This window comes from Nostoc sp. UHCC 0252 (genome assembly GCF_034931145.1).
In the GTDB taxonomy this organism is placed as follows: Bacteria; Cyanobacteriota; Cyanobacteriia; order Cyanobacteriales; family Nostocaceae; genus Nostoc.
Window position 1 is genome coordinate 16,314 of record NZ_JAYGHE010000085.1, and the last position, 13,587, is coordinate 29,900.

The window sequence follows — 13,587 nt, forward strand, 5'->3', positions numbered from 1 at the left end:
TTTACGCCTGCCCTTGGAGTCGTTAAAAACGAAAGGTTCATTGACTCGACAATTAGACCGATGGCTGTAGCGCAGTTGTTGACCACGGAATTCATAGAGGTGGTTACGTTGCAAAGTTGTCGTTTCTAACATTTGCTCCCTCAAACCTGCGAATAAAACTCGATATTTAGGATGGCTTCGTGAATCTCCATCAAGGCTTGCACTGCATCACCCAGACGCAGGTCATTCGATGTACTGAACCGCTCGGACGCTTCGATTTGTTTGTAATTGGGAGATGCTTGCACGAACCTTAAAGTCTGTTCGCAACCGAGGATAATGGTCATGATTTCGGTTGTTGTTAGCGATGGTTGTGTCTGCATTGTGTCGCTCATGATTTATTTAATTACCTTCCCTATCGCCAAGTTTTCATTCCAATCCAAGTCGGCACAGTGCCATACTTTTCGCAAAACTTTGATTTAGACAATTCATCTTCTAGTGGACAAGCCAACGGTGAAGCCAGCGCCACAACAATTTCAGCGAATTCGTGAGGCTTGCACAAGTCTCTTTCATGTTCATCATTAATCGGTCGAAAAATAGATACGTGTCCCGTTGGGTCTTCGTCGTCAGCTTGCCAACAAATATTTACGATTCGTTCTATGGTCATGACTTCTTTCCTTTTCTTTGAGCTTTTATCGGTGCGGTTGGCGCTTCTGGCTGGTTCGGCTTTTGAAGTACATAGCTGATGGCCCCTGCACCACCCACGGCTGCGGCGATGGTGAACATATTGTTACGACCGAAGTATTGGACTCCGAAATAGCCAAGGGCTAGAAAGCCAAGGGCAGCAACAGAGAATCCAAGTGTTTTGTTGATTTTCATGGTTACGCTACGAACAAATCCTCAAAGTTACTTAAGCTATCGGGTTGGGACTGGTCAGTTAGAGCAGGTTGTTGCTTCTGCTGACAGCAAAGTGAATTTTTATCTCGGAAGTAAGCCCTTAAAATCCAAGTCACAGCAGAGGTCAGGTCATCGGTGAGAAGCAGTTTTTCCGCCTCAGCTTTTACGGGGTCAATCAAATCTTTGGGGATGCAAACCCGGTTATCTTTCGCCATGAATTAAACCTTCTTTAGTGATGCAACAGCTAATTTCAGTAACCCAATTGCATTGGCCGTTTGGGAATTAGGAATCTGTGCTATTCCTTGCCTAGATGCGATTGCACTAACCGATGGCAGCATTGCACCGCCACCCACAAGGTAAATAGCATCCAGGTCATCAGCGCGGGATTGCAAATGCTTCCACGCAGGCACTAAACAAGATGCAAGCCATCCCTTAAGTTCGTCAGAGTAAATGCTTGAAAACTCCCAATTGGTGGTTCCATAAACAAAATTCTTGCTCATCCCCTCTCGGATCAGATGAGGGTTAGCTGGTTTACCAAGGTGGCGACGGGTTTGGAGGTTATTCGCTATCGTCTCACAAAGATGGTGAACGCCTACTGTGTCAATCTTGCGACTATTTTGTAATAGTTTGTTGCCTTCAAATATTGAGGTGATCGTAGTTCCATGTCCCAGGTCAATGAGCGCGACTTTCTGCTGACCAGGGGCGCGAGAAACTAACAATGCTCCTACACCTTCCTCTGTTATTTGACAGGTGATATCAACGTTTACAATATCTTTGCCATCAAACTTGACGATGTGCTTACCTTGCAAGGCTTTCTTTAGATCATGGGCAAAGGCTTGAGAGTCATGCAATGAAGCGACTAAAAACAAGTTATAGCTCTGCTGTCTAGGAGTTTGAGCAATTGCACCTAAAAGCATTTGCAGCCCATAAGTAATCTTGTTTTTGAAGTCATCAACAATGCGTCCAAATGACTGCTTACAGTAGATTTCGGCAGTCTCTCCAATCAACCACTTAGAGCCAGATAGATCAGATCGTTCGCCTTGAAGATATTCGACTACCGCACCGTTGCCTAAGCTTTCGTAGTCGTTAGAGTCCGTTTCAATGACTTGTTTAAAGTAGGAGGGAATAAGTATCTCTCCTTGGGGAAAATGTAGTTTAGAATACCCGTTACCACAATCCCAAGAAGCAGGGGTCAACGATGGGGCTAATGTCCCTAATGTGGGACTTGATGCCAAATCTACCATCTGATTGAAGTCCTTAAATTTGTTTCAATTTTTCGTAAAACCTTTATGGTGAAAAAGCTTTAGATATCTGCGGTTACTGTTCTATCCGAATTACGGGGTCTGTTATCCGCTTCCATCCGTGGGCTTCTTTACCACTTGTGGGTTCCTTGACCGTGTTAATGCTATATTAATCTACAGGTACATCACTTGTCAATATAGTAGATAAGTGATGTAATTTGAAAAGAGAGATATTAGTAGCTCATAATGTCTATCAAATGGACAAGTGATGTTATTAATGGCTACGAAACGACCCAGAACAACTATTAGTTTTGACCCGGAGGAGTATGAACAACTGCGGCGATGGGCTGAATCGGAATTCCGAACCATCCCGCAACTAGTAAGCGCAATAGTCAAAAAATCGCTTCTTGAGCGATCGGAAGATTTAAAACCAGGCGATAAAGCATGAGTTATTGCGTGGGTGGATACAAACCCTCGCCCATTGCATCAAAGAAAATACCCAAGCATTCAAACTGCTTGAGTACAAAAAAAAGGAGTAGCTCTTGCTGCTTCGGGTGCGCTCAGTTAGATGATGAGGCGAACACCAAGAACGATTTGCCGTCGTTCACGAGTAGTCAACAAAAACTACAACCAGATTAGTTTTTATAATTGTTCACCTTCTAACCTAACAGAACGCGGCGACAACGGCAAAGAACTACTCCAAAAAACACAAAAAATATATGGAGTAGTACAAATGAATACGCTAGAAATGCAAAGTGCGCCCGGACTGTTAGATCATGGCGCAACCCCGAATATTTCTGAACCGCTTAAAATAGCACAATCTGCCCCAATTAAGCAAGAGTGTGTAGAAAATAAACGCCTTGAAGATACACCACAAAAAACTAATGCCTCAAGAACTCAACAGGCATTTGAAAAATTCGACATCCGAAATTTTCAAGACCAGCTAGAACCGTCCAAAGCTAAAAATAAGTTTATTTGTCCAGTTTGTGGCGGGAATGACTTATCTATTGTCCCAGAAACAGGGAAGTACAGATGCTTCAATAATTGTGAGTGTAAGGACATCAGAGAGGCGATTAAACCCTGGGCTGAAGTGGTGGCAGAAAGGGCAGGGGCTAATTACACTCCATCCCTAAACCGTTTGGCAGCGAAGCCCAAAAGAATCTTGCCCAAAAGTGCGCCAATTCCAGATGGTGAATTAGCACTGGTGATGTTGACCCAAGCGGCGACTGACATACCCCAAACTCAAAACATAACTTGCAAGCTCCCAAAGGGAATACCAGGGAATGCAACACAAACAATCTACCCTTACTCACAAACCCAATGGGTAATTCGCTATGAATGGGCGGATTATATCAAAGAGAAAGGAAAAGATAAATCCTTCCGCCAATGGCACAGGCTTCCAGATGGCACTCCAGAGATGAGAAAAGGGGATGAACCCTGGAAAGCTTACCGCATTGATGAAGCGATCGCTGCTAGTAAATCTGTACAAGGAACCCCGGCACTACTCCAACACGAAGGGGAGGGGTGCGTGGAAGTTGGTCGAGAGCATGGGCTTGCTGGGATTACGTTTCAGGGGAGTGCATGGGATAAAAAGACTATCACCCCAGAATATCAACTCCTGAAGGATTCAGGTATAGGATTAATTGTTTTTCTGCATGACGCTGACGACACTGGCTTGAAAAAACTTCAAACCTGCCAGGACTGTGCAGCCGAAGTGGGAATTTCATTGATCGGAATTAACCCTCACGACATCTGCCCCGATTTACCATATAAGTCAAGTGATATCAAAGAAATCTTGGCACAGATGGATGTAATAGAGTTTATCCATAAATTAGAAAAGCAGATCCACGCTGCCGTCGCAGCGCGTGAGCAACAGGCAGAGGTAAATGTAAGTGATGATGACAATCGGTCAAACGATGAAGATCCAGTTGTCAGCTTCATTCAAATTGCCTTCAAAACCCTCTATGGGGATAAGAGTTGGATTTGCGCTGCGGATAGACTCTACTGGCATACTGGCAACCACTATAAACACTCCCCAGACTCTAGAGAAACTAAGCGAATAACTGACTTCTGTAACTCTTTTGCAGTTGAAAATGAGCAAGGTAAAAAATCCTATCCCTACGCCTCACCCAGTTCGGTCAAGAAGGTTTTGGAATGGGCAAAAATGCGAACGGTAATTGAGGCAGAATTACTCAATCCTCCTGGGGTAAATTGCACCAATGGGATAGTCAAGGTTGAGTGGGAAGGCAGAAATTTTACAGTAAGACTAGCCCCACATACACCGGAGGATTATTACATTTATGAACCATTGATTGAATATAACCCTAATGCTGACGATACATATTGTGAGCAACTTTTAGCTTGTTTAGACAAGCCACAACAAGAAATATTTCTGAGAAATATTGCTGCATCCCTTGACCTTCAAACTGTTAGAAAATTTAGAGGGAGAGAGGTAAAAGCAATGTTTGCAATTGGTCTTGGTTCTAATGGTAAAGATGCTCTGCGCGAGTGTGTATCAACGATTTACGGAAAGAATGGATTAACTTCTGTCTCCTTGGGTGACTTCCAATCCTACGACGAAGGCAGAAAGTTCGGGTTAGCTCCACTTATATATAGTCGAATTAATTGGGCTTCTGAAAACCCACAAACATCGAGGATTGACAGACTCCAAAGTTTAAAATTATTTGTCACTGGAGATACATTACACTGCGAACAGAAAGGGAAAGACCATATAGAGTTTTCTTCTAATGCAATAGGTATTTTCAACTTAAACGAAACTCCCGCTTTTCAGGGCGTAATACAAGCAATCAAAGACAGAATTGCAATCTTAGAATTCAAGAAAACCTTTGTAGATAATCCTGACCCAAATAATTCAAACGAGATAAAAGGCGACCCCCGATTTCGCTATGACCCAGATTTCATTAGAACAAAATTAGCTCCTGCATTCCTAAATAGAATTCTGAAGGCTCTCAACAACCTTATAGAGTCAGGCATCGATTACGAATGCACAACCGACGCTTTCCGCAACCTTCAGAAGGAAAATAATCATCTGTTTAATTTCATTGAAGATGAAAAACTGGGCTACGTCGAAGGTGGCGAGATGTCAGTAAGCGCTTTGTGGATGTTGCTGGAGAATTGGTATCAGCAGAATGGCACATTGACTATAGATGAAAACAACCGCAGAACGTGGATTGACCAAGTGCGACCCAGCGACAAAAACGTGAAGGGCATTAACCAAGTCAGCGCTCGAATTGCTCAACTCTTCCCCAAGGCAGTTATGGCAAGTAGGTACTGTGATGTTCGCAAAAAGCAGATTCCAATACTGAAAGGCATCGGGATTTTGGGAGCAACCCGCCCCAGTTTAGAGTCAACCCGCCCCATACCCGCCCCACTACCCGCCCCAGAAACCCAGTCACAGCAAGCAACCCGCCCCACCCGCCCCAGTTTTTCTAATTCTGGAGAAAACATTGAAAAGGAAGATATGAAAATTGATTTACTTTCTTCTCCAATGGAAAAAGAAGAATATGTAACCCAAACTGGGGCGGGTGGGGCGGAAGTCTTACAGGATAAGGAAAATTGGGGCGGGAACTGGGGCGAAACTGGGGCGGGTAGCTCTCAAACTGGGGCGGGTAGCTCCCCAAGTTGTGCGGAAAAGCTAGAAAGTGGTGCGGGTCAATCGGACTCTGTGCCATCTTCGGAAGATTCCAAGGTTTTAGCCTCAGAAGCGATCGCTTGTATCTTGGAATCCCCTAATCCAAGTTGGGAAGTGATTAAAGAGATTTTGAGCGAAATGGAAATCTCTTCTTATTTAGAACTGCACGGGTTTTTGACCTTGGGTGAATTCGCGCAACTTGAGATGCTAATACCAGCCGCCGAGAGGGAGGTTCACTTTGGCTCATAAAAATGGGTGGTCACTGCCACCCGTTAGCTTACTGTTTTATAAAAAAACTACTTAAGGGTATCCGCCGTTCGCTATATTTACCCCAACAAACAATTCCGTTTGTTGGGAACTCGGTTAAAGTGCGATCGCTTAGTGGTGCTGTCAGGTTCACAGGTGAAATGGTCAGCTATGACAAAACACATGGGACTGTTACTGTGGTGACTGAGGAAGGCAACCGAGATGTCTACCTTAGAGAAGTATTTGTAATTGGTTGAGTTAGGTTTTGTTGCTTCTTAAAAAGTGCGATGGCGTAACCGCCCCCCGTAGGCGATCACTATTTGGGCTAATCTTGGTCTGGATGCTTTACTGTGCGCCAGTTTAACCCCAATGTCGTCATATCTAACTTTCCCGACATCCCCGCCCACAACCAACAACGTTTTTGACACTGCGATATTGAAAAATGGCTCATCAACTCCTATCGGGCATCACTGCTCAGAGAGAAGGCGTGTGTTCCGGTTCTGGGTCTGGTAACTCTGGTAACTCAATCCCTCGGCTTTGCAATGCTTCAACTATCTGAGATACAGATTTATTTCCCAGATTTTTCAGCGTTTTCAAACCTGTGACACCATATTTCTTTAAATCTTCTATTGTGTTAACTTGTGCATCCAGAAGTGCCGTATAAGTATTTCTTTTCAAATTCAATGACTCAATACTGTTTTCATCAACAACACTTACAGGTGTATTATCCCCATTTATTTCCTCTACGGGATGTACATTACTGTTAGCAACCTCTACAAGCTGATTATCTGGCAAGATTGAGTCGGAGCTTTCAGGGAGGCTAATTTTTTCAACACTGTCCTCATTGTCATCAACAACACTTACAGGTGTATTATCCCCATTTATTTGCTCTACGCGATGTACATTACTGTTGGCAACCTCTACAAGCTGATTATCTGGCGAGATTGAGTCGGAGCTTTCAGGGAGGCTAATTTTCTCAACACTGTCTACATTGTCATCAATAACGCCATTCGGCTTATTGTCCTCAAGTATTTCTAGAACTCTATCTATTTTTGCTAGTTGCTCATAAACAGTATTTACACTCACGGTTGCTTCTACACCAGCATCAACAGAGGCTAACCAGTCATTTTTGATTAGGTTGGATAACTCTGACTTTATATGGCTAGGCTTTAATCTGCCTTCTGTAATTAACTTTTCGACAACAGAATGTGGCACACGGAAGCTTACAATAGGCGATTCCTTGCTTTTTTTCCCCATATCCCTCTCCTTTGTCAACAGTGTACACAGTAACTATATCATTGTGTATACAGTGTTGACAAGAATTAATTAACGTCTTTCTGATCAGTTCCTAGCGCCTTAAAGCTCTGTGTTAATTGCTGCCATAGTAATTCAATTTCCTCATAGCACTCCTCTGAAGAAACTTTTCCCAAAGTCTCTAGATTAGAGAGATAACAGACACGTTGAGAAAATTCTTGAAGATTAGCATTGAATAAAAAACTTTGAGGCGTGTACTTACCAAGATATCGATAGCGCTGGTAGAAAAAATTGTTCTTGTCTATTTCATTGTCGTTATCCATATAAAAATCTTCTTAGTACAAATCTTGACTTAGTTTTTTCATATTGCTTATACACACACATCTACACAAAGTATTAAAATTACCGTTTTGGAATAGTAATCACTTAATTCTACTCCCTAGTCTTGGTTTTCCTTGAAAGCAGCACTTTGTTTTGAAGTTCATATTTATCGGTATCTCTCCCAACCGGAGACAGCATCGCCAAACTTGCCGCCGCTCCCAACACCTGCTCGTCGCTCACTTCCAAATATTTCTGCAACTGCTCCAAATTCCGATGAAGAGAGATTTCCTGAATTACCCGCAGTGGTATGCCAGCGTTACTCCTGAAGGGGTGAGCGCGGTACGCCTGAAGCTGTGGGTACTCACGCCACGTCTAAAATCCCAGTCATTGATGAACCAGATGGATCTATTCCTAACTGGGAGCAAGCTGATCAAAAGCATCCCTATTAGAAAATTTTCGTCGTGATTTTCTTGGTATCAAAACAAATCAGCATAGCCAAATTGAGAGTATGTCATTTCTGTGGCAATTTTCAGTCAAAATAACATAAAACTCATGGCAATATGGGGCAACTAGTAGTCATTTTCCAGTCACTTCTTACCGCTTCTTGGAAGTTCCTGGAACCGATTTTTATGATAAAAACATGGTTAACTCATGGAGTATGTATGGCATACCTGCGGCACTTTAGCGGCAACTGAATTTTGAATTTTGACGCACAGTACGCCATCTTTGGCGGAAAGTTTTTTGGAGCGAAAAATGATGATTTAAGTAAATTCCAAATCACTTTCATCAAAAAGAAGTACCAAACAGCTACATTAATACTACAAAACTAACTGTACAGTTCACTCTCTTGATCGCTGACTATTAAAGACTCAATTCATCATCCTGCTGTTGCTGCTGCTGTTGCCTTAACTGTCGCCCATAATCAAGTAGCTGCTGATTCCAATCACTGGCTTTAGATTTTTTGATTTGGGACTGTGGCATTAGTTCTAATACACGCTGTGCTGCCGCATCAGAGCTTTTATCGTTACCAAACGCCACCAGTATATTAGGAACTTTCTGCAATCGCTCAACTGGTAAGCTCTTGATGTCATCAATAGCCATATAGACTGTTCGTTTGGGTGGGACATCGCCCCTGATAAGATATTCCAGCATAGCTCTTGAGATAGCATCGATGGGGGACTTGCACAGAATCGCTGTTGAGGTTTTATCGTTAGCCTTTCCCCCCAAACTGAAGTAAAACCAGCTATCACTGCGTTTGGTTCCTTTCTCGTATCCCTTAAAAGTGTTGTTCTCCCCCCTAGTTCCCCGTAGGAATGCACCGTTACGTTGACCATCAAGATTTCGCATGACAAAAACAGCATTTTGTTGATCATCAGCGTAAATTAGCCCCTGGTTATGAAGCATTTGAATACAGTCAGAGCGGATGCCCCGAAATTGATTGAGGTAACGCTCAACGGCAGTCCAATTGCTTTTATCTTCAACGGGTGGGGTGAATTGGGGACGTGGTTCAGTCTGGATAATGTCAGCCGCCCTGTTCTTAACGTGAGTGATCGCCGCACGTTCTACACCAGCTTCACCAAATCGCTCATCTAACCAGACAACCGCCTGCCGAAAATTGCAATTGTTAACGTGCATCACCAAATCAATCGCACCCCCTGATCCCTTTTGTTGATCGGGGGCAAAGTCGTAGAATTTGGGCCCATCTATATTAATGATGTGACCGTGACCCCGCCACCGCTCACGCTCGTAATTTAGCCCCAGTTCCCAAGCGACATCCGACAATTCCAAATCGCGCAGTTGTTGGGTTTGCTGCTGCCAAAAAGCTACTTGTGCCTCTAATTCCTTGATACGCTTATCTTTGAGTTCATTTTCAAGCGCCAAAGCTTTAGCTGTAGCTTCCATCTGCTGTTTTTTGGCTTGCGCCCTATCCCGGTCAGCCGCTTTAGCTTGCAGTTGCAACTGGGTGAGGCTGGTATCTGGTTCTATGCCAGCATTAACAATGCTGTAAAAGTCCTTGATTTCCTGGTGTTGCGCCCTACTGCCCTTAATGCCACGCTCTAACCCCAGATGTTCTGTAGCCTCGGAGTAGGAATCTTGAAACTGCCTCATCTTCAAGCGACCGTCGAAGAAGTGCTTGGCCCTCAGTTGCCCTTTTTCATCAAGGGGGACAAAGTAGGCGTGAATGTGTGGGGTGGCTTCATCCAAGTGTAATTCTGCCCTGACAATGCGATCGCTGTACCGCGACTCTAACCAATGTTTGGATGCAGTCAGCCAGGAATCAACTTTATCCTGCTCATAGTAACCCGCTTGTGTTGGGCAGTTGGGACGGAAATATTCGGGGCTGGCAGTCAATAAAATCTCGGTGCAGTAAACCGCATCGGGGCGAATCTTCCGCTTCTGCTCCCCTATCTTTTCCATCACCAACTGATCTAATGAGAGCGTTGGGTTGTTAGTGCCGATGAATCTGATATTTTGTTTATCTGAATCAGCGTTGGGTGTTTCTCGCTGACGAGCAGTGTGCGCTTCACTGCCTGCCAAGTTACTGCGCTTGAGTTTTTTAATTCGTGCAATAGCGTAAGCCATGCCACTTTTCGAGTGATTGAGTGCAATTGCGTCGCAGACCCCACGGAACCTTTTTGTTTCGACCGTCAGGGAGAAATGGCGCAAGCCACCCGTTAGGGCAAAAAGGTGTAGTGGGTATACACCTAAATCTTAGCAAACCAGCGCGAAATTTGGCGGACACAAAACCCCCTCTGCTGCTAAAAAGCCTGCTGTGTAGGGTTTTTAGCTCTCTGGGGCGCATTTAGGGAATTGTTTGATGGTTTGGCGTTATACACCACAATAACACTCATTAATTGCACTATTGGGGGTCAAGCTAATTAAATTAGATTGACATTTTTTCGGCTAAAAACACCACATTTAGACACAATATTATCGCTATTATGGTTAAGGTAGACACATTTATACTCATGCTACACATTGATTTGTTTTTATACTAAAAATACTTTTCGTACTGAGTGAGGTCAAGATATGAGTCAACAGCAAAATTCCTATGTTGAGTTACCCAGGATTAAACGCAAGAGTAATTCATGGGAGGGGAAGGTGATTGATTATTTATTGAAGCATCCTTCTAATAGATCAGCGACAGAGTTTGCCATAGAAGCGATTACAGCTTTTTGGCTTGCTGAAGCGTTAGAGGGTCAAGTCAATCAGCCGGAATTACAGAAAGCTTGTTGGTCGGCAATTGAACGCCTAGAAGCGAAACTGGCAACTATTAGGCGTATTGCTCGAATTGAGCCTCAGTCAATAGTTTTATCTGGTGGCGCTAATGCAGCGACTACTGTGACAAGCACTAGTCAGCCTCAAAGTGGTGCTGATGCAGCGACCACTGTGACAAGCAATAGTCAGCCTCTTATTTCTGATGATGATGGCGATGATGTTGACTCTGATGAGGAATTTGATGAGGATGACTTAGGATTGATGAAACTGGAACTTTCAGAAGAACTCAAACTAGCTACTGAGATGTTGGGTGGGTACGGTTAAATTCAAGAAAGAATTTTTGAAACACAATTGCAACACATCATGATTACGCATTGTCAATAAGCTGGTATCTTATTGACAATAAAAATAGCACCAAAAAGTGGCTGTAATTGAGACTGGATATAAGTTACAGAAGATTTTTTCAAAAACACTGGACGGCCAAAAGGACAAAAACTGGTCATTTCTGTCCTTTTGGACGGCCGTTGACAGGTGGGCATTTGTCAACAGAGCATGACAATTGAGTAGGGTTGGCGCTCATTGGACGGCCAAAAGGACAAAAAACCACTGTTTTTGTCCTTTTGGACGGCCAAAAATATTAGTGTCGGATGAGACTGATTTAATACGGTTAAACTACACCAAGTTTGCGGGGTTATAAGTGTTTAGTGTAGTTGCTGCGTTAGACGAGTTTCTGTTTCAGTTAACGCTAAATATATAGAGTGACGGCTGAACTCACAGGAGAAATTTCAGATTCACTTACTGAAGAAGTTAATTGATTGAGCGGGATTTTTGAAGTACGTTTGCAACACAAGCGTATTATATATTCTCAATAATTTTAGAGTTATTGAGAATGAGCCAGTTTGATAAAAATGGCTAAAACGTAGTTTGTGTATGTATTAGACACCAATTTTTTGATCAAAGCGATGTGCAAAATAGCAGACATTTTGTAGTGAATAATCAAAGTTCCTTGACAGCTATAACAGTTAAAAGCGTGTATAAGCTGTGCAAAATAGCAGACATTTTGCACAGGAATCGGGGTTTTAGGTGCAAAATGTCTGCTATTTGTAACTGTGACTAATCAGACAATTTCACTACTTAAAACAAGTTTCATCTCTATTAATAAGCGTGGAGATTGTGAAAGGAACAATTTCTATTCAGGCATGAAGAAAAAAAAATCGGATGTTAAGTGGGCTGGCTTAAGTTAATGAAAGAATTATTGAAGCACAGTTGCAACATAAATGTATTATATATTCTCAATAATTTTGAAGTTATTGAGAATGAATCCAGCGCTCAAAATTTGCTGTAAGTCATATTCAGTGAGCATTACACCAGAATTTTTCGATAAATGTCTTATGCCGAACTGGTAGCAGTAGGGCTACTGTATAGCTACCAGTTGGGGAATCATCAAATTTTCAACAACTCGCTTTTTTACTACTCAACTGGTAGCTGTGTGTCACCAGTTGAGCTACCCAACAGCTACCAGTTGGGCAAGGTATTTAGAACTACTATTTCAATACTGACAAACTACATAAAACCTGTGTAATAAGTGATGTTTACGTTGTCAAGTCACAGCCAGCGTTGCCTGCACCAGTTGTAGCTGTCAATGCCCCAAGCTACAAGAGTAATGTTTTAGAGTCGCCTGAGCTTGAGGGGGAAGCGGCTGATTCAATCAGACCCGCTTCAATAGTTCAAGGTCAGGCTTCGTCTCAAGAATTGGATGCGATTTTTGGAGGAGATTGAGCGAAGAATATTTGAACGATAGCCGCCGCAGTTGTAGCTGTTAACTGTGAGGCGGCTTTTGTCGTGCTTATGTAGTTTAGTGGTAGTAATTTTGAGGGCTATTTTTTTCTTTTTCGGTTTTGACCCTCAAAAACTTTCCGCCAAATATGGCGTACTGTGCGTCAGAAAAAGATGGATTACAGAGCTTATGCACTAATTAGCGTGTTTAAAATTAGTAGGTAAATATGGGGATAAATCGGGTGACTTTTGGGAATTATTGGGAATTATTGAGCTAATGAGAATTTGGTGACTGGAAGATGTTGAAGAGGTAAAAAATCAGCGATGAATTTGAATTTGCGTTCTGGAGGATTGGGATATATTGAGTTTAATTGGTGAGAATTGGTGAAAATCGGGAATTTGGGCGATTTTCGGTGTCATGCACAAAACAGCAAAATCAAAGCACAATTGTAATCTTTCACAAGATTTATTTACAAAGGCTGAAAGCATTACGGTATAGGCGTTTTAGCCTTTTAGGAAGAATTCTTAACAAGGGGTCAAAAACGGGGTAAATTTTTGTAGATTTAATGTTGAATCTTGATTCTCTTTCCAGGGGAATGCTCAAGGCTTACTTCGTTAGATATCAAAGAGATTAACCGTAGTTCCCGCAGGTTGCGTCAACCTAATCCAAGATAAAATCAGGAGCGGGAAAAATGAAATTGATGATGAGCCAGGGGTAAGGTATGGAAGCCAAAAGCGAAGTGACAATAAAATTTAGTGGCTCACTACCAACAGCTACACCAGCAGCGAATAAAAAAGTTGCAATCGAGTTGACCGATCAGAATGGTATAGTCTTCACCGCTCAAGTTAACGCCAAAAGCTGGCGTAAGGCGGAAACTAGCGCCTCAGAATTTGCAGACTGGGCTGGGGCTGTATCGGGCAAGCTTGGCGTGCGAACAGAAAACGGGTTTGAGATCATTGACGCGGGAATTCAGCTTTTTGAAAAGAAAGCGAAAGAGCCTAAAC

The 13,587-nt window shown here is 42.9% G+C and carries 15 protein-coding genes and 1 pseudogene; 6 read left to right on the forward strand and 10 right to left on the reverse strand.

Translation table 11 applies throughout. The annotated features are described in order from the left end of the window. Window positions 1-140: 140 nt before the first annotated feature. The 5 genes from VB732_RS30540 to VB732_RS30560 are packed head-to-tail and all read right to left on the reverse strand — an operon-like array spanning window position 141 to window position 2,117. Window positions 141-371, reverse strand: coding sequence for a hypothetical protein (locus VB732_RS30540; RefSeq protein ID WP_323234606.1), 231 nt, complete (start codon window positions 369-371; stop codon window positions 141-143). A 20-nt stretch (window positions 372-391) separates the two neighbouring features. Further along, window positions 392-643, reverse strand: coding sequence for a hypothetical protein (locus VB732_RS30545; RefSeq protein WP_323234607.1), 252 nt, complete (start codon window positions 641-643; stop codon window positions 392-394). Next, complete coding sequence (locus tag VB732_RS30550; RefSeq protein ID WP_323234608.1) at window positions 640-855, reverse strand: hypothetical protein; 216 nt, start codon at window positions 853-855, stop codon at window positions 640-642. The genes VB732_RS30545 and VB732_RS30550 overlap by 4 nt, the downstream gene beginning before the upstream one ends. A gap of 2 nt (window positions 856-857) precedes the next feature. Then, window positions 858-1,088 (reverse strand): hypothetical protein, encoded by a 231-nt coding sequence (locus VB732_RS30555; protein WP_190964141.1) that lies wholly within the window; start codon window positions 1,086-1,088, stop codon window positions 858-860. 3 nt (window positions 1,089-1,091) lie between these two features. After that, the gene (locus VB732_RS30560; RefSeq protein WP_323234609.1) at window positions 1,092-2,117 is read right to left on the reverse strand and encodes a ParM/StbA family protein; all 1,026 of its coding nucleotides are present in this window, start codon (window positions 2,115-2,117) and stop codon (window positions 1,092-1,094) included. A 274-nt stretch (window positions 2,118-2,391) separates the two neighbouring features. Here VB732_RS30560 and VB732_RS30565 point away from each other — a divergent pair, with 274 nt between their 5' ends. From VB732_RS30565 to VB732_RS30575, 3 genes are all read left to right on the forward strand, one after another. Further along, on the forward strand, window positions 2,392-2,562 hold the full coding sequence (locus VB732_RS30565; protein WP_109013562.1) for a hypothetical protein: 171 nt from the start codon (window positions 2,392-2,394) through the stop codon (window positions 2,560-2,562). Window positions 2,563-2,682: 120 nt separating this feature from the next. Then, complete coding sequence (locus tag VB732_RS30570; RefSeq protein WP_323234610.1) at window positions 2,683-6,015, forward strand: DUF5906 domain-containing protein; 3,333 nt, start codon at window positions 2,683-2,685, stop codon at window positions 6,013-6,015. 2 nt (window positions 6,016-6,017) lie between these two features. After that, entirely contained in the window at window positions 6,018-6,269 is a 252-nt protein-coding gene (locus VB732_RS30575; protein WP_323234611.1) for a hypothetical protein, read from the forward strand. A gap of 18 nt (window positions 6,270-6,287) precedes the next feature. On the opposite strand, the gene VB732_RS30580 is transcribed toward VB732_RS30575, so the two are convergent. The 5 genes and pseudogenes from VB732_RS30580 to mobV form a co-directional block, all read right to left on the reverse strand. Then, on the reverse strand, window positions 6,288-6,440 hold the full coding sequence (locus tag VB732_RS30580) for a hypothetical protein (RefSeq protein WP_323234612.1): 153 nt from the start codon (window positions 6,438-6,440) through the stop codon (window positions 6,288-6,290). A gap of 46 nt (window positions 6,441-6,486) precedes the next feature. After that, window positions 6,487-7,269 (reverse strand): DNA-directed RNA polymerase subunit alpha C-terminal domain-containing protein, encoded by a 783-nt coding sequence (locus VB732_RS30585; RefSeq protein WP_323234613.1) that lies wholly within the window; start codon window positions 7,267-7,269, stop codon window positions 6,487-6,489. Between the two features lie 65 nt (window positions 7,270-7,334). Then, on the reverse strand, window positions 7,335-7,589 hold the full coding sequence (locus VB732_RS30590; RefSeq protein WP_323234614.1) for a hypothetical protein: 255 nt from the start codon (window positions 7,587-7,589) through the stop codon (window positions 7,335-7,337). Window positions 7,590-7,698: 109 nt separating this feature from the next. Beyond that, a pseudogene (locus VB732_RS30595) lies at window positions 7,699-7,955 on the reverse strand (tyrosine-type recombinase/integrase); the annotation flags it as partial. Window positions 7,956-8,448: 493 nt separating this feature from the next. Next, on the reverse strand, window positions 8,449-10,170 hold the full coding sequence (gene mobV, locus VB732_RS30600; protein WP_323234615.1) for a MobV family relaxase: 1,722 nt from the start codon (window positions 10,168-10,170) through the stop codon (window positions 8,449-8,451). A 447-nt stretch (window positions 10,171-10,617) separates the two neighbouring features. Between mobV and VB732_RS30605 the strand changes: the two genes are divergently transcribed. The 3 genes from VB732_RS30605 to VB732_RS30615 all read left to right on the forward strand — a co-directional run. Next, the gene (locus VB732_RS30605) at window positions 10,618-11,130 is read left to right on the forward strand and encodes a hypothetical protein (RefSeq protein ID WP_323234616.1); all 513 of its coding nucleotides are present in this window, start codon (window positions 10,618-10,620) and stop codon (window positions 11,128-11,130) included. A 1,293-nt stretch (window positions 11,131-12,423) separates the two neighbouring features. Continuing rightward, the gene (locus VB732_RS30610) at window positions 12,424-12,585 is read left to right on the forward strand and encodes a hypothetical protein (RefSeq protein WP_323234617.1); all 162 of its coding nucleotides are present in this window, start codon (window positions 12,424-12,426) and stop codon (window positions 12,583-12,585) included. 719 nt (window positions 12,586-13,304) lie between these two features. Continuing rightward, window positions 13,305-13,587 (forward strand): hypothetical protein (locus VB732_RS30615; RefSeq protein WP_323234618.1); only part of this gene is annotated, 283 nt, incomplete at its 3' end.